The organism is Streptococcus sp. 4094 (assembly GCF_013277125.1).
GTDB lineage: Bacteria > Bacillota > Bacilli > Lactobacillales > Streptococcaceae > Streptococcus.
On sequence record NZ_VMMI01000038.1, the window covers coordinates 1 to 16,851 of the forward strand.

The 16,851-nt window shown below is 42.0% G+C and carries 9 protein-coding genes and 2 pseudogenes; 8 read left to right on the forward strand and 3 right to left on the reverse strand.

Features of this window, described 5'->3' with window-relative positions; genetic code table 11:
* Window positions 1–116 precede the first annotated feature (116 nt).
* The 7 genes from HT721_RS08740 (at window position 117) to HT721_RS08770 (ending at window position 9,479) form a co-directional block, all read left to right on the forward strand.
* Complete coding sequence (locus tag HT721_RS08740) at window positions 117–875, forward strand: isoprenyl transferase (RefSeq protein WP_166736646.1); 759 nt, start codon at window positions 117–119, stop codon at window positions 873–875.
* 8 nt (window positions 876–883) lie between these two features.
* Window positions 884–1,687 carry a phosphatidate cytidylyltransferase gene (locus HT721_RS08745; RefSeq protein WP_049524343.1) on the forward strand — a complete coding sequence of 268 codons (804 nt, stop codon included), beginning with the start codon at window positions 884–886 and terminating at the stop codon, window positions 1,685–1,687.
* Between the two features lie 21 nt (window positions 1,688–1,708).
* On the forward strand, window positions 1,709–2,968 hold the full coding sequence (gene rseP, locus HT721_RS08750; protein ID WP_173213337.1) for an RIP metalloprotease RseP: 1,260 nt from the start codon (window positions 1,709–1,711) through the stop codon (window positions 2,966–2,968).
* Window positions 2,969–2,980: 12 nt separating this feature from the next.
* On the forward strand, window positions 2,981–4,834 hold the full coding sequence (locus tag HT721_RS08755) for a proline--tRNA ligase (protein ID WP_173213339.1): 1,854 nt from the start codon (window positions 2,981–2,983) through the stop codon (window positions 4,832–4,834).
* Between the two features lie 98 nt (window positions 4,835–4,932).
* On the forward strand, window positions 4,933–6,312 hold the full coding sequence (bglA, locus tag HT721_RS08760; protein WP_173213341.1) for a 6-phospho-beta-glucosidase: 1,380 nt from the start codon (window positions 4,933–4,935) through the stop codon (window positions 6,310–6,312).
* A gap of 190 nt (window positions 6,313–6,502) precedes the next feature.
* The gene (glmS, locus tag HT721_RS08765) at window positions 6,503–8,311 is read left to right on the forward strand and encodes a glutamine--fructose-6-phosphate transaminase (isomerizing) (RefSeq protein WP_173213343.1); all 1,809 of its coding nucleotides are present in this window, start codon (window positions 6,503–6,505) and stop codon (window positions 8,309–8,311) included.
* 118 nt (window positions 8,312–8,429) lie between these two features.
* The gene (locus HT721_RS08770; RefSeq protein ID WP_173213345.1) at window positions 8,430–9,479 is read left to right on the forward strand and encodes an LLM class flavin-dependent oxidoreductase; all 1,050 of its coding nucleotides are present in this window, start codon (window positions 8,430–8,432) and stop codon (window positions 9,477–9,479) included.
* Between the two features lie 251 nt (window positions 9,480–9,730).
* Here the strand turns inward: HT721_RS08770 and HT721_RS11215 are convergent, their stop codons facing one another.
* Window positions 9,731–10,066 carry an N-acetylmuramoyl-L-alanine amidase family protein gene (locus tag HT721_RS11215; RefSeq protein WP_078137109.1) on the reverse strand — a complete coding sequence of 112 codons (336 nt, stop codon included), beginning with the start codon at window positions 10,064–10,066 and terminating at the stop codon, window positions 9,731–9,733.
* A pseudogene (locus HT721_RS08780) lies at window positions 10,033–13,855 on the reverse strand (pullulanase). Before HT721_RS08780 ends, HT721_RS11215 begins: the two are co-directional and overlap by 34 nt.
* A 475-nt stretch (window positions 13,856–14,330) precedes the next feature.
* Here HT721_RS08780 and HT721_RS08785 point away from each other — a divergent pair.
* The gene (locus HT721_RS08785; RefSeq protein ID WP_173213347.1) at window positions 14,331–16,328 is read left to right on the forward strand and encodes a thiol-activated cytolysin family protein; all 1,998 of its coding nucleotides are present in this window, start codon (window positions 14,331–14,333) and stop codon (window positions 16,326–16,328) included.
* A gap of 258 nt (window positions 16,329–16,586) precedes the next feature.
* Here the strand turns inward: HT721_RS08785 and HT721_RS08790 are convergent.
* Window positions 16,587–16,747, reverse strand: a pseudogene (locus HT721_RS08790) (helix-turn-helix domain-containing protein); the annotation flags it as partial.
* Between the last annotated feature and the right edge of the window lie 104 nt (window positions 16,748–16,851).

Below are 16,851 nucleotides of genomic sequence, written 5' to 3' on the forward strand. Positions count from 1 at the left end.
AGTTACTTTGAGAAGTTAGCGAAGAGATTTTCGAAGAGTATAAATAGCTTAGTGATAGAAGAAAATGAGGAAATATGGTATAATGAAACGATAGATTTTTGAATAGGAATAAGATCATGTTTGGATTTTTTAAGAAAGATAAGGCTGTGGAAGTAGAGGTTCCGACACAGGTTCCTGCTCATATCGGCATCATTATGGATGGCAATGGCCGTTGGGCTAAAAAACGTATGCAACCGCGAGTTTTTGGACACAAGGCGGGCATGGAAGCATTGCAAACTGTGACCAAGGCAGCCAACAAACTGGGCGTTAAGGTTATTACGGTCTATGCTTTTTCTACGGAAAATTGGACCCGTCCAGATCAGGAAGTCAAGTTTATCATGAACTTGCCAGTAGAGTTTTATGATAATTATGTTCCAGAACTACATGCGAATAATGTTAAGATTCAAATGATTGGGGAAACGGACCGCCTGCCTAAGCAAACTTTTGAAGCTCTGACCAAGGCTGAGGAATTGACTAAGAACAACACAGGTTTGATTCTTAATTTTGCCCTCAACTATGGTGGACGTGCTGAGATTACACAGGCTCTTAAGTTGATTTCTCAGGATGTTTTAGATGCCAAAATCAACCCAGGTGACATCACAGAGGAATTGATTGGCAACTATCTCTTCACCCAGCATTTGCCTAAGGACTTACGAGATCCGGACTTGATTATCCGGACTAGTGGGGAATTGCGTTTGAGTAATTTCCTTCCATGGCAGGGAGCCTATAGTGAGCTCTATTTTACGGACACCTTGTGGCCTGATTTTGACGAGACAGCCTTGCAGGAAGCCATTCTTGCCTACAATCGTCGTCATCGCCGATTTGGAGGAGTTTAGGAGGAAATATGACACAGGATTTACAGAAAAGAACCTTGTTTGCAGGAATTGCCCTGGCTATTTTCCTACCGATTTTGATGATTGGGGGACTCTTGCTTCAGATAGCAATTGGAATCATAGCTATGCTAGCCATGCATGAACTTTTGAAGATGAGAGGTCTAGAGACCATGACGATGGAGGGCCTCTTGACCCTCTTTGCAACCTTTGCCTTGACCATTCCCTTGGAGAATTACCTGACTTTTTTGCCAGTTGATGGGAATGTGGTTGCTTATAGTGTTTTGATTTCAATCATGTTAGGAACGACCGTTTTTAGCAAGTCTTATACAATTGAGGATGCTGTTTTCCCGCTTGCTATGAGTTTCTATGTGGGCTTTGGTTTTAATGCTCTATTAGATGCTAGAATTGCAGGTTTAGATAAGGCATTATTAGCCTTGTGTATTGTTTGGGCAACAGACAGTGGTGCCTATCTTGTTGGGATGAACTATGGGAAACGAAAATTAGCTCCGACAGTTTCTCCAAATAAAACCTTTGAGGGGGCCTTGGGTGGTATTTTAGGCGCTATTTTAGTAACTATCATCTTTATGATTGTTGACAGCACAGTCGCTCTTCCGTATGGAATTTACAAGATGTCAGTCTTTGCTATTTTCTTTAGCATTGCTGGACAATTTGGTGACTTACTAGAAAGTTCGATTAAGCGTCACTTTGGTGTTAAGGATTCTGGGAAATTTATCCCTGGACATGGTGGTGTTTTGGATCGTTTCGATAGTATGTTGCTTGTATTTCCAATCATGCACTTGTTTGGACTCTTTTAATCAAAAGACGGAGGAAATACTATGCTCGGAATTTTAACCTTTATTCTGGTTTTTGGGATTATTGTAGTGGTGCACGAGTTCGGACACTTCTACTTTGCCAAGAAATCAGGGATTCTAGTGCGTGAATTTGCCATTGGCATGGGACCCAAGATCTTTGCTCATATTGGCAAGGATGGAACGGCCTATACCATTCGCATCTTGCCTCTGGGTGGCTATGTTCGCATGGCTGGTTGGGGTGATGATACAACTGAAATCAAGACAGGAACTCCTGTCAGTTTGACGCTTACTGATGATGGTAAGGTTAAACGCATCAATCTTTCAGGTAAAAAATTGGATCAAACAGCTCTTCCTATGCAGGTGACCCAGTTTGACTTTGAAGACAAGCTCTTTATCAAGGGCTTGGTTCTGGAAGAAGAAAAAACATTTGCAGTGGATCACGATGCAACGGTTGTGGAAGCAGATGGTACTGAGGTTCGGATTGCACCTTTAGATGTGCAATATCAAAATGCAACTATCTGGGGCAAACTGATTACCAACTTTGCAGGACCTATGAATAACTTTATCTTAGGTGTCGTTGTTTTCTGGATTTTAATCTTCATGCAGGGTGGTGTCAGAGATGTCGATACCAACCAGTTCCATGTCATGCCTCAAGGGGCTTTGGCTAAGGTGGGAGTACCAGAAACGGCACAGATTACCAAGATTGGTTCACATAAGATTAGCAACTGGGAAAGTTTGATTCAGGCTGTGGAATCAGAAACCAAAGATAAGACGGCCCCAACCTTGGATGTGACTATTTCTGAAAAGGGTAGTGACAAACAAGTTACGGTTACTCCGGAAGAAAGTCAAGGCCGTTACCTTCTAGGTGTTCAACCGGGGATTAAGTCAGATTTTCTATCCATGTTTGTAGGTGGTTTTACAACTGCTGCTGACTCGGCCCTCCGAATTCTCTCAGCTCTGAAAAATCTGATTTTCCAACCGGATTTGAACAAGCTAGGTGGACCTGTTGCCATCTTTAAGGCAAGTAGTGACGCTGCTAAAAATGGAATTGAGAATGTCTTGTACTTCTTGGCAATGATTTCCATCAATATCGGGATTTTTAATCTTATTCCGATTCCAGCCCTGGATGGTGGTAAGATTGTGCTCAATATCCTAGAAGCCATCCGCCGCAAACCATTGAAACAAGAAATTGAAACTTATGTCACCTTGGCCGGAGTGGTCATCATGGTTGTCTTGATGATTGCTGTGACCTGGAATGACATTATGCGACTCTTTTTTAGATAATCGAGGAATATTATGAAACAAAGTAAAATGCCTATCCCAACGCTTCGCGAAATGCCAAGCGATGCTCAAGTTATCAGCCATGCTCTTATGTTGCGTGCTGGTTATGTTCGCCAAGTATCTGCAGGTGTTTATTCTTACCTACCACTTGCTAATCGTGTGATTGAAAAAGCTAAAAATATCATGCGCCAAGAATTCGATAAGATTGGTGCAGTGGAGATGTTGGCTCCTGCCCTTCTCAGTGCAGAATTGTGGCGCGAATCAGGTCGTTACGAAACTTATGGTGAGGACCTTTACAAACTAAAAAACCGTGAAAAATCAGACTTTATCCTAGGTCCAACTCACGAAGAAACCTTTACAGCTATTGTCCGTGATTCTGTTAAGTCTTACAAGCAATTGCCACTTAACCTTTACCAAATCCAGCCTAAGTATCGTGATGAAAAACGCCCACGTAATGGACTTCTTCGTACACGTGAGTTTATCATGAAGGATGCTTATAGTTTCCACGCTAACTATGATAGCTTGGACAGTGTTTATGATGAGTATAAGGCTGCTTATGAGCGTATTTTCACTCGTAGTGGTTTAGACTTCAAGGCTATCATTGGTGACGGTGGAGCCATGGGTGGTAAGGACAGCCAAGAATTTATGGCCATTACACCTGCTCGTACAGACCTTGACCGCTGGGTTGTCTTGGACAAGTCAGTTGCCTCATTTGACGAAATTCCTACAGAAGTGCAAGAAGACATCAAGGCAGAATTGCTCAAATGGATGGTCTCTGGTGAAGATACCATTGCTTACTCAAGTGAATCTAGCTATGCGGCTAACTTGGAAATGGCAACAAACGAGTACAAACCAAGCAACCGTGTTGTCGCTGAAGAAGAAGTGACTCGTGTTGCAACACCAGATGTTAAATCAATCGATGAAGTTGCAGCCTTCCTCAACGTTCCAGAAGAACAAACGATTAAAACCCTCTTCTACATGGCAGATGGTGAGCTTGTTGCAGCCCTTCTAGTTGGAAATGACCAACTCAACGAAGTCAAGTTGAAAAACCACTTGGGAGCAGATTTCTTTGACGTTGCTAGTGAAGAAGAAGTGGCAAATGTTGTTCAAGCAGGATTTGGTTCACTTGGCCCGGTTGGTTTGCCAGAGAATGTTAAAATCATTGCAGATCGTAAGGTGCAAGATGTTCGCAATGCAGTTGTCGGTGCTAACGAAGATGGCTACCACTTGACTGGTGTGAACCCAGGCCGTGATTTTACTGCAGAATATGTGGATATCCGTGAAGTTCGTGAGGGTGAAATTTCTCCAGACGGGCAAGGAGTCCTTAACTTTGCGCGTGGTATTGAAATTGGTCACATCTTCAAACTCGGTACTCGCTATTCAGCAAGCATGGGAGCAGATGTTTTGGATGAAAATGGCCGTGCTGTGCCAATCATCATGGGATGTTACGGTATCGGTGTCAGCCGCCTCCTTTCAGCAGTGATGGAACAACACGCTCGTCTCTTTGTTAACAAAACGCCAAAAGGTGAATACCGTTACGCATGGGGCATCAACTTCCCTAAAGAATTGGCACCATTTGATGTGCATTTGATTACTGTCAATGTCAAGGACGAAGAAGCACAAGCTCTGACAGAAAAACTTGAAGCAAGCTTGATGGGAGCTGGTTACGAAGTCTTGACAGACGACCGTAATGAACGTGTCGGAGTCAAATTCAGCGATAGTGACTTGATTGGATTGCCGATTCGTATCACTGTTGGGAAGAAAGCGGCTGATGGCATCGTAGAAGTGAAGATTAAAGCGACTGGTGATACCATCGAAGTTCATGCAGATAACTTGCTCGAAACGCTTGAAATTCTCAGCAAGAAATAAAAACTATAATCAGAAGAAAAACAAGGAAAAAATGTAACTAGTTTTTACCTTGTTTTTTCTGTATAATGGGAAAAATGAGTAGATAAAGAGGTAAATGTATGCTAAGATTTCCAAAGGATTTTGTCTGGGGATCCTCTACTTCTGGACCACAAACAGAAGGACGTGTAGCTGGTGACGGTAAGGGAGATAATCTCTGGGATTATTGGTACCAAGTGGAGCCAAATCGTTACTATAATGGGATTGGTCCAGATAAGACATCGACCTTTTATGAAAATTGGGAACAGGATATTGAGCTACTGGTAGAAACTGGTCACACAGCCTTTCGGACTTCTATTCAATGGTCACGGATTTTTCCACAAGGGCGTGGGGAAGTCAATGCTCAAGGTGTGGATTTCTATCGTAAGGTTTTTGAGGCTATTAAGGCTAAAGGAATTCGTCTTTTAGTCAATCTCTATCATTTTGATCTGCCTTTTGCTCTTCAAGAAGATGGGGACGGTTGGGAAAATAAGGCGACTGTCTCAGCCTATGAAGACTATGCTCGTTTTTGTTTTGAGACTTATGGAGATTTAGTGGATCAATGGATTACCTTTAACGAGCCAATCGTTCCAGTAGAATTTGGATATTTTTACGATGCCCATTATCCACATAAGGTGGATGCAGAAGCGGCGGTTAAAGTAGCTTATCATACACAATTGGCCAGCAGTCAGGCGGTTAAGGCTTGTCATGAACTTTTGCCAGATTCCAAGATTGGGATTGTCCTCAACTTGACACCGGCTTATCCACGTAGCCAGCATCCTGCTGATGTCAAGGCTGCTCGTATTGCGGATCTCTTTCAGGCCCAATCTTTCTTAGATCCGTCTGTTTTGGGGACTTATCCACAGGAGTTGGTAGAAATCTTGCATGAACACGGTCTCTTGCCTGATACTACGGAGGAAGAGTTGGAGCTCATTCGTGAAAATACAGTGGATTTCCTTGGTGTCAACTACTATCAGCCTTTGCGTGTTATGGCACCTCGATTTGCTAAGCATCCAGAGAGTCCACTCTTACCCGAACATTTTTACGAGCCTTATGTGATGCCTGGACGTAAAATCAATCCTCATCGTGGCTGGGAGATTTATGAGCAAGGGATTTATGACATTGCCCAAAATATCAAGGAAAATTATGGTAATATCGAGTGGATGTTGACAGAGAATGGTATGGGTGTTGAAGGAGAGGAAAAATTCCGTCAAGATGGGATGATTCAAGATGATTATCGTATTGACTTTGTAAAAGGTCATCTTCGTGAACTGCACCGTGCCATTGAAGACGGAGCCAATTGTAAGGGCTACTTAATTTGGACCTTTATCGATTGCTGGTCATGGCTCAACAGCTATAAAAATCGCTATGGTTTGGTCGAATTAGACTTGGAAACGCAAGAACGTCGTCTGAAGAAATCAGGGCACTGGTTCAAGGAATTAAGCGATAATAATGGATTTTAAAAAGGACTCTGACTGATTATCCTAATTGGTCAGAGTTTTTTGCTTACAGGAGATGAATTTTAACTATACCAATTTTAACTCTTGACAAGTGAAAGAAACAAGTATATACTGTTTTTGCTGATTCTATAAAAGAGGAATTAGACTATACCAATTTAAGGAGAAAGCACAGCTTGCCTGTGTCGTATATACTATGTGTGGAATTGTTGGTGTTGTTGGAAACACAAATGCAACTGATATTTTGATTCAAGGGCTTGAAAAGCTCGAATACCGTGGCTATGATTCTGCGGGGATTTTTGTCTTAGGTGGTGCTGAGAACCATTTGGTGAAGGCTGTTGGTCGTATTGCAGAATTGTCTGCTAAGACAGCTGGTGTTGAGGGAACAACTGGTATCGGACATACTCGTTGGGCAACTCACGGGAAACCAACTGAGGACAATGCTCACCCACACCGCTCTGAGACTGAACGTTTTGTTTTGGTGCACAATGGGGTGATTGAAAACTACCTTGAAATCAAGGAAGAATACCTTGCAGGTCACCATTTCAAGGGGCAAACAGATACTGAAATCGCCGTTCATTTGATTGGAAAATTTGCGGAAGAAGAAGGCCTCTCAGTTCTTGAAGCCTTCAAAAAAGCTCTTCACATCATCCGTGGTTCTTATGCCTTTGCCTTGGTTGACTCACAAGATCCTGAAGTTATCTACGTAGCTAAGAATAAATCACCACTTTTGATTGGTCTTGGGGAAGCCTACAACATGGTCTGCTCAGATGCGATGGCTATGATTCGTGAAACCAACCAATATATGGAAATTCATGACCAAGAATTGGTAATCGTCAAGGCTGATAGTGTCGAAGTTCAAGACTATGATGGCAACAGTCGTGAGCGTGCTAGCTATACTGCAGAACTTGACTTGTCAGATATCGGTAAAGGAACTTACCCTTACTACATGCTCAAGGAAATTGACGAGCAACCAACGGTTATGCGTAAACTCATCCAAGCCTACACAGATGAGGCTGGTCAAGTTGTCGTAGACCCAGCTATCATCCAGGCTGTTCAAGACGCAGACCGTATCTACATTCTTGCAGCTGGAACATCTTACCACGCAGGATTTGCTTCTAAGAAGATGTTGGAAGAATTGACAGATACACCAGTTGAACTGGGAATCTCATCTGAGTGGGGCTACGGTATGCCACTTCTCAGCAAGAAACCACTCTTCATCTTTATCAGCCAGTCTGGTGAAACAGCGGATAGCCGTCAGGTTTTGGTTAAGGCTAATGAAATGGGAATCCCAAGCTTGACAGTGACAAACGTCCCAGGTTCAACTCTTTCTCGTGAAGCTAACCATACCATGCTTCTTCATGCAGGTCCTGAAATTGCCGTGGCATCAACAAAGGCTTATACAGCACAAATCGCAGCCCTTGCCTTCCTGGCAAAAGCAGTCGGAGAAGCAAATGGCAATGCTAAAGCGCAAGCCTTTGACCTGGTTCATGAGTTGTCAATCGTAGCTCAGTCTATCGAATCAACTCTTTCAGAGAAAGAAACCATTGAAGCCAAGGTTCGTGAGCTTCTTGAAACAACTCGCAATGCCTTTTATATTGGGCGTGGTCAAGATTACTATGTAGCCATGGAAGCAAGTCTCAAACTTAAAGAGATTTCTTACATCCAGTGTGAAGGCTTTGCGGCAGGAGAACTCAAGCATGGAACCATTGCCTTGATTGAAGAAGGAATACCTGTTTTGGCCCTCTTGTCAGATCCAGTCCTTGCCAACCATACTCGTGGAAATATCCAAGAGGTCGCAGCCCGTGGTGCCAAGGTTCTCACTATCGCAGAAGAAAATGTTGCTAAAGAGACAGATGATATCGTCCTTACGACTGTACACCCTTACCTCTCACCAATTTCAATGGTCGTGCCAACGCAATTAGTCGCTTACTTTGCAACACTTCACCGTGGTCTCGATGTGGACAAACCACGTAACCTTGCTAAATCAGTAACGGTAGAATAAGCTAAAAAAGTCTAGTTATCTAGGCTTTTTCTTGTGAGCAAATTGGTTGCCTGTACTCAAGATTCGTGTTAGAATAATTTTTCAAATTGAAGGACAGAAATAGACAGGGAGAATCACAATGGTAGAATTGGGAATTTCAACATTTGGGGAAACAACGGAGCTTGAAGGGACTGGGCAAACTTACAGTCATGCCGAACGCATTCGTCAGTTGGTGGCAGAGATTGAACTAGCTGACAAGGTTGGCTTGGATGTATATGGGATTGGTGAGCACCATCGAGAGGATTTTGCGGTATCTGCGCCAGAGATTGTCCTGGCAGCTGGGGCAGTCAATACCAAGAAAATTCGTTTGACCAGTGCAGTCAGCATTCTCTCGAGCATGGATCCGATTCGCTTGTTCCAACAGTATGCCACTATCGATGCTTTGTCAAATGGACGTGCGGAGATTATGGCCGGAAGGGGTTCTTTCACGGAATCTTTTCCCTTGTTTGGATATGATTTGAAAGACTACGAAGCCCTCTTTGATGAGAAATTAGACTTGCTTCAGTTAGTCAATGAAAAGACCAAGCTAGACTGGAAAGGGCGATTGACCCAAACACTCTCTGGCAAAGAAGTCTATCCTCGTCCAGTTCAGGACAAATTACCCTTGTGGATAGCGACAGGTGGTCATGTCGAATCAACAGTGAAGATTGCTCAGGAAGGCCTACCGATTGTCTATGCCATTATTGGTGGCAACCCTCGTTATTTTAAAAAGTTGATTCAGGCTTATCGTGAGATTGGGAGCGAAGCGGGTTATGCTAGCCAGGAACTAAAGGTTGGAGCTCATTCTTGGGGTTGGATTGCTGAAGATAGCGAGCAGGCTGTAAAAGATTATTTCCATCCGACCAAGCAAGTGGTGGATGCAATTTCCAAAGACCGTCCACACTGGCATGAATTGAGTTATGAGCAATATTTGGAGCAAGTTGGGCCAAATGGTGCTATGTTTGTGGGAAATCCAGATCAGGTGGCAGAAAAATTGATTCGCATGATTGAGGATTTAGATTTGGACCGTTTCATGCTCCATCTACCGCTTGGTTCCATGCCTCATGACCAAGTCCTGAGAGCTATTGAACTCTTCGGCACGCAAGTGGCTCCAAAAGTACGGGCTTATTTTGCCATGAAAGAGGCTTAATAAAAAATCCTAATCAGGCTGATTAGGACGACAAATATTGTACAAAAAATAATCCCCCGAGCGTTAATGCTTGGGGGATTTTTCTATAGGAGGGCTAGTTTAGTTCTCTTTTTTGTTTTTTAGCAAGAAGCCGAGACCTAGAAGGGCAAGGAGACTAATTCCTGTAAACAGGAGTTTGTTATCGTTGTGCTTAGTTATATCTAGTTATATCTAGTTATATCTAGCTATGCAAAGGTTATACAGTAGCAGTTTTAGCTAACCCATTCACCGTTTTCATTGACCAAATAGCCTTCAACTCTTGTATTAACTGCAAGTTTACCTGATGAATCAACATAGTACCATTTGCCAGAAACTTCAAACCATTGATTTTCTTTCATAGCTCCTGATGGCTCAAGATAGTACCAAGTATCTCCATCCTTAACCCAACCGGTTGACATAGAACCGTTACTATTTAGGAAGTACCAAACATTGCCATCTTTGACCCATCCAGTTACCATAGAGCCATCATCTTTTAGATAATACCAAGTATCTCCATCTTTTATCCAACCAGTAGCTAGAGAACCGTCTGCTTTATGGAAATACCAGATGCCATTTTCTTGTTTCCAACTAGCTTTAGTTGTCTGATTTGGAGTTTCCGATTTCTTATTTGTATAAGCTGGAGTATAGGAAGTGACAATAGTTTGAGTAGGCGTAGATGGAAGTGATTGAGTATTATTGTCCTTATGTGGTTGTTGAGCTTGTGAATCAGTTGTAGCTTGGCTAGGTTTATTTTCTGCATCAGCTACTTTGGCATCTGGTTTAGTAGAATCAGGTCTAGCTTGTGGAGCTGGATCTTGATGTGCAGGGTGAGAAGCTTCATTTTGATGTTCAGGCTTGGAAGGGGTTGAGTCTGGTTTCTCTTCTGCAGTTGACTCATGACTAGTTCCATTTTGAGAGACTCGAAGAACGGTAGCTGTAAGGGCATTCAATTTCAAGCCTTTTTCAGTCCATTCAAGTCCTTGAGGGTTGGCAATTCCGACTGACCCTGCTTGGTTTTCATCTGCTAAAACTTCAGCATTTCTGAGGTGGGCGAAGGCAGTTCCCAAGTTAAATTCGCGAGCTTTTTCGTCCGCATTGACAAAGACTGCGTAGATATCACCGTTTGGAGCAGTAATTTGGTAGCCAATTACTACATCCTCTTTTTCTACACCGTTTTGACCTGGGACAGTGATGAGGTGGACACGGTCTTTGATATCTTGGAGACTCTTAAGTCGGAAGGCATCTGTAGATTGACGAAGGGCAATCAACCCTTTCATATAGTCACGGCTCTTGACATTTTCAGGATATGCTTTTCCATCTGTAGCCTTAGTCCAGTCAAACTTGTTGACTGCATCGCTAGAATCGTAAGAGTCATGGATGAAGTAAGGGTAGTCAAATGGATTGCCATCCTTATCACGCAACAAGTGAGATTTGTTTGGTTGTTTGTCCTCTGCTACTGGAGTCTTGTAGGCTGGGTCACGGAATTGTTTAGTACGTCCATATTCCTGACCGGAGTGGATAAATGGAGTTCCTTGAGCTGTCAAGACCATGAGGTTTCCAAGTCGCAAACGACGGTGGATTTCAGCATAGTTCTCAGCCTTGCTTGGGTCTTTTTTAATAGACTGAGCGATAATGTCAAAGAGGGTCAAGTTGTCATGGGCTGCGATGTATTGGATGACATCTCCAGGGCTGTCTGCTTCAAAGTTGGTTGGTTGAGCAATCAGATTTTTGAAGATAGTGTTGATATCACGTTTGCCACCTGTGATAAAAGCAGGTTGACCTTCATTTGGATAACCAGATTTGAGGTTGTTACGGATGTCATCTGAGAAGACAGCGACAGTATCGGTATGTTTCATCCAATCTTGATCAGCAGCTCTAGTAGGCATATTTTCATCACCAGCATAGGTTCTCCAACCTTCGCCTAACATGATGAGGTTTGGATTGAGGGCGCGTGCAGCCTTGTAAGCTTCTTCGATAGAAGCCGCATCATGGTCTCCCATCATATCGAAGCGGAATCCATCTACTTTGTAGGTATCAACTAGGTATTTGATAGAATCAACTAGTAGGCGTTTGGTCATATGGTGGGTTGTCCCCAAACGTCCACCACCAAAGCTAGTTCGAGGTGTTCCGTCAGCATCCATAAAGTGGTAGTAGTTTGGCTCTAGGTCTTCAAAGATATCGACTTTGGCTGTATGGTTATACACTACGTCCAGGATAGCTCCCATGCCACGTTTGTGGATCTCGTTGATGAGGTTTTTAAATTCTGCGATTCGTTTTTCTGGATTTTTAGGATCGCTTGAGTACATACCAGTCAATGAGAAGTAGTTTTGAGGGTCATATCCCCAGTTATAGTTGCTGTTGCTTGAAGCATAGTCAGACAAGCGTTCATGGTTTTTCAATTCATTGACAAAGTAGTAAGACAAGACTGGAAGGAGCTGGATGTGGGTCACACCTAAGTCTTTGAGATAGTCTAGTTTTTCGATAAAGGCTTCAAAAGTACCAAATGGCTTAGTCAAATCTTTTGCGATGGCAGGATCTGAAGTGAAGTCACGCACATGAGCTTCGTAGATAACGGCATCTTCACGAGTCTTGAAGTTGTGAATCTTACCATAAGTCAAGTCTTGAGGTCCGAGTTTGGCTGGATTTACAAAGGCAGCTTTAGCCACTTTATGGGCATCGTCTGTTTTTGCAAGATCGCTGTTCCAAGCAGCGAGAGATTTAGCGTAAGGATCGAGTGCAAGAACAGTTTTCCCTTGACGCTCGATTTGGTATTGATAATAGTATCCAGTGAAATCTTTGATGCCTAATTTGTTTGTGCTATCTAGAGTTTGTTTCCAAGTTCCTCTTTCCCCTTTTTCAAGAGCGACAGTTCCAACCACTTTTTCAGGGTCATTCTTGTCGTAGACAACGACAGAAACCTTATCAGCACTTGGTGACCAAAGGGTTAAATCAACTTGTTTTCCTTCTTCTTTTAGGTCAGCTCCCAGTTTGCCATCATAACTGTAAGTCTCATCTTTAAGACGCCAGCTTGTTTTGGTAGTAAATTGGTCGGAATTGTAGCTAACGGTATAAGGATGTTTTGTGTCAGAGAAATCTCCGCTGTAGGTCACTTTCTTACCAGCTTCATCTATTGCAACATCGGTAATAGTTACCTTGTTTCCTAGGTGATTAGTGATGTTGGAGTGCTTGAGGATATCTTCTTTTTTAGCACCGACAAGTGTTGAAAAACTACTTTCAATGCTAGACGTTCCTACGTGTTGGGCACCTGTCATACGGATATCATGAACATAGTATGGATTTGTGTAAATCGATTCGTCATCGTCTTTTAGAAAAATTTGGCTATGATTTTTCAAATCTGTGAACTTATAATCTTCTTTACGGATTTTCACGTCGTCTCCTTGTTTGCTCTCATCTAGTAATAAAAAGCCAAATTCTTTGGCGGCATCCTTAAGAGGGATGTCGATATAGCGACCATATTTGCCTGTAGCCGTAAAGTCTGTTCCGTCAGGCCATTGAGCGCTACTTGGATTTTTCACATCTCCCCAGTACCAGAGAGATTTCTTGTCATAGTTGCCATCCGTGCGGTAGTAGTTGACGCGAACAGTTCCTGCAGGTTGTGGTTCGTAAGAGAAAACCTTGTAATCTTGGTCCAACCAAGCCTCGTTCATTTTTGGAACTAGTTTTTCTACAGATTTATCGCCGGTTAGATTTTTTCCAGCTGTATTGTTGATGAGGAAGCTAATTTTCTTGGCTTGTTCTCCCTTTAATTTGACATCTAGGTAGTAGCCATAGTCATCTTTTTTGGCATCCTTAAAGGACAAGGCTCCGTTAGGCCAGTTTTCAGATGGTTTTTCAACATCGTCCCAAGTCCATAGTCCTTGAGCATCCTTGTTTTCTTCAGGAAGTTTTTTGACATGGATACGGAAGTAATTGTCTTCGATTGGCTCTTCTGCCTTAGTTTCAGTCGTTACTGGACTAGCAGAAGTGGTTGGCTCATTTGAACGATCTTGTCCGGTTTGTGGTGCTGAATCGGCTAGGCTTGCAACAGGAGTTGTTGGCTCTGTTGCAGGTTTTTCTTCTTTTTTCTCTAGGGAAGCGTTTGCATTTTCGGGTGAAGAAATATCACTTTCTTTCTTACCAGAGCCAGCTGCTGTATCAGTGAGAGGTTGGGCAAGGATGGTTGTATTTCCGTTGCTGGGTTCGTTAGTGGTTGTTGTACTTTCGTCGGCTGAGATAGTTGGCGTAGCCATAGCAAGTAGGACAAGGCTTGCGCCGATAAGGACAGAACCAGTTCCATTTTTGAGGGAACGGATGCTGTAGACCATTTTTTTCTCAGTTTGAGCTGGTGTTTTTCTCATAATGATTCTCCAATCAATAAATTTCTATATCAGTATAGCATGTAGCAAAATAATATGCAAGCGTTTTCTTTGGTTTGTCAAAGAAATTCTTACTTTTGAGAAGTTTTCCGTATTATTTTATATATCAGTATAAATGGTGGAGATAAAAATGTCACATAAGACAAGACGTATTATTAGGAAGAGGATGTGTTCTCAGATATTTTTATTCAGAAATTGATCTCTAATATTTCTTTTAAAAAGTTCATCTAGCGAAACTATAAATAGGAAGAGAAAAAGCTAGCGCTTCTCAAGTTTTATCTAGTTTCCAAACTATAGTATTTACTGGAAATCTAAAGAAAATATCAGAAAAATTCAGCAAACGTTTTCTTCTTATTTTCTTGACTTTTTTGCTGGTTTGTGCTTGACTTTTACTTGAAATTTGATAGACTATAGACAAATAGGAAAACGTATTCATTTAAAAACGGAGGAATAAGGAATGAATCAAGAAAAACGTTTGCATCGCTTTGTCAAAAAGTGTGGACTCGGTGTGTGTAGTGCTGTTGTTGCGGCCTTTTTATTGAACGCTCAGGGAGTAGCTTTGGCTACAGAGCAAGGGAATCGTCCAGTTGAGACAGAAAACATCGCTCGTGGAAAACAAGCTAGTCAAAGTTCTACTGCTTATGGAGGAACTGCTATACGAGCAGTGGATGGTAATGTTGATAGTGACTATGGGCACCATTCTGTAACGCACACAAACTTTGAAGACAATGCTTGGTGGCAAGTTGATCTTGGAAAAACAGAGAATGTTGGAAAAGTTAAACTTTACAATCGTGGAGATGGGGATGTAGCTAATCGTCTTTCCAATTTTGATGTTGTTTTGTTAAATGAAGCAAAACAAGAAGTTGCTCGTCAACACTTTGATAGTTTGAATGGGAAGGCAGAACTTGAAGTTTTCTTCACCGCCAAAGACGCTCGTTATGTAAAAGTGGAGTTGAAAACTAAAAATACCCCATTGAGCTTGGCAGAAGTGGAAGTATTCCGTTCAGCAACAACTCAAGTTGGACAGGATAGAACTGCACCAGTAGTAGATCAAACATCAGCATTGAAAGACTACCTTTTTGGCTTAACTTATAATCCTTTGGATATTTTAACTCGCAAGGGAGAAACCTTAGAAAATCGCTACAACACAAGTGCTAAGGAACAAAATGGAGAGTTTGTCGTTGTAGAAAAAATCAAGAAAACCCTCTCTACAGGCACAGCAGATGTTTCCATCAATGGAAATCAAAATGTCTTCCTAGGTGGCTTGTATAAGGCAAACCAAAATCTGCTAGAAAATCAGCCAGAATTGATTAGTCTTGCCCGTGCAAAGGGGACAGTCAGCGTCGATTTACCTGGTATGATTCAGTCTGACAGCCGAATTGAAGCAGATCCTACAACTAGTGGTATGCAGTCTGCGATGAATACCTTGGTTGAAAGATGGACAAAGAATTACTCATCTAGCCATTCCGTTCCTGCCCGTGTTCAGTATGAATCAACTACAGCCTATAGCATGAACCAATTGAAAGCAAAATTTGGTGCAGACTTTGAAAAAGCAGGTGCACCGCTCAAGATTGACTTTGAGGCTGTGCAAAAGGGTGAAAAGCAAATTGAAGTTGTAAACTTCAAACAAATCTACTATACAGCGACATTTGATGCACCGACCAATCCAGCGGCTGTATTTGACAAGAGTGTGACACCTGAAGATTTAAAACAAAGAGGCGTTGATTCACAAACTCCACCTGTATATGTATCAAACGTTTCTTACGGACGTCAAATCTATGTTAAGTTTGAGTCAACAAGTAAGTCTACTGAATTAAAAGCAGCTATCAATGCGGTTATCAAAGGCGCAACAATTGCTCCAAATTCTGAATGGAGCCGTCTATTGAAGAATACTTCTGTAACAGCGGTAATTGTAGGAGGTAATGCTAGCGGTGCCGCCAAAGTTGTCACAGGAACAGTCGAAAACTTGAAGGAACTCATCAGAGAAGGAGCTAACTTTAGCGCTCAAAGTCCAGCTGTGCCAATCTCATATAAGACTGCCTTCCTAAAAGATAATGCCCAAGCAACTTTACAAAATAGTACAGACTATATCGAAACGAAGGTTACTTCTTACAAAAATGGCTTCTTGAAACTTCATCATAAGGGTGCTTATGTTGCGCGTTACTACATCTATTGGGATGAAATTACATATGATGAACAAGGAAATCCAGAAATCCGTTCACGTCAATGGGAAGATAACGGAAAAAACAGAACTTCAGGCTTCCAAACAGAGATTCAATTTAAAGGAAATGTCCGTAATCTTCGCATCAAGGTTCAAGAAAAGACGGGTCTTGTATGGGAACCATGGCGTACAGTTTACAACCGCACAGACTTACCACTAGTACAACAGCGTACAATTACACATTGGGGAACAACTCTAAACCCTAAAGTTGATGAAAAAATTGTGAATGAGTAACGATTTGATTTACTTGATTCGATAGTAAACAGTGAAGAGGAGAAACTTCGATTTCTCCTCTTTTATGATTGACTTTTGAGAGAATGAAAAGGGTAACTTCTATAGCAGATTGAAACTAGAATAGTACGTTGTTGCTATTAAAACATTTCTAGAAATTAAGTTGACTTTCCCAATAGATTTGTTCATGTCTTATTTCAATTCAATATAAAACTAACTTCCAGTTTTCCACAACCTAGCTTTTAGTATGAGAAAAAATGCGTTGTTACAGACATAAGGAGCTTTTTGAGAAGTGGGCAATCCGTGCAATCAGATTTGACGGATGTTGGATGCATGATGCGATTGCGCTTAATTTCCTTTGAAATCGTTGACGGGCCTTTTCCCATATTCTCAACGATGGAACGGAAAGTCTCACACTTAATTCCACCATAAAAATCCGTTTTAGACTAATTTCCACTTTGGTAAGGCAAGTGGAAATTACTTTGAGAACTTACCCCCCAGCTAAAAAGGTAAATTCCCAAACTAA

Bases quoted from the DNA above. Each gene is read 5' to 3' on its own strand.
- HT721_RS08740 (WP_166736646.1), top strand. From the start codon at position 117: ATGTTTGGATTTTTTAAGAAAGATAAGGCTGTGGAAGTAGAGGTTCCG.
- HT721_RS08745 (WP_049524343.1), top strand. From the start codon at position 884: ATGACACAGGATTTACAGAAAAGAACCTTGTTTGCAGGAATTGCCCTG.
- rseP (WP_173213337.1), top strand. From the start codon at position 1,709: ATGCTCGGAATTTTAACCTTTATTCTGGTTTTTGGGATTATTGTAGTG.
- HT721_RS08755 (WP_173213339.1), top strand. From the start codon at position 2,981: ATGAAACAAAGTAAAATGCCTATCCCAACGCTTCGCGAAATGCCAAGC.
- bglA (WP_173213341.1), top strand. From the start codon at position 4,933: ATGCTAAGATTTCCAAAGGATTTTGTCTGGGGATCCTCTACTTCTGGA.
- glmS (WP_173213343.1), top strand. From the start codon at position 6,503: ATGTGTGGAATTGTTGGTGTTGTTGGAAACACAAATGCAACTGATATT.
- HT721_RS08770 (WP_173213345.1), top strand. From the start codon at position 8,430: ATGGTAGAATTGGGAATTTCAACATTTGGGGAAACAACGGAGCTTGAA.
- HT721_RS08785 (WP_173213347.1), top strand. From the start codon at position 14,331: ATGAATCAAGAAAAACGTTTGCATCGCTTTGTCAAAAAGTGTGGACTC.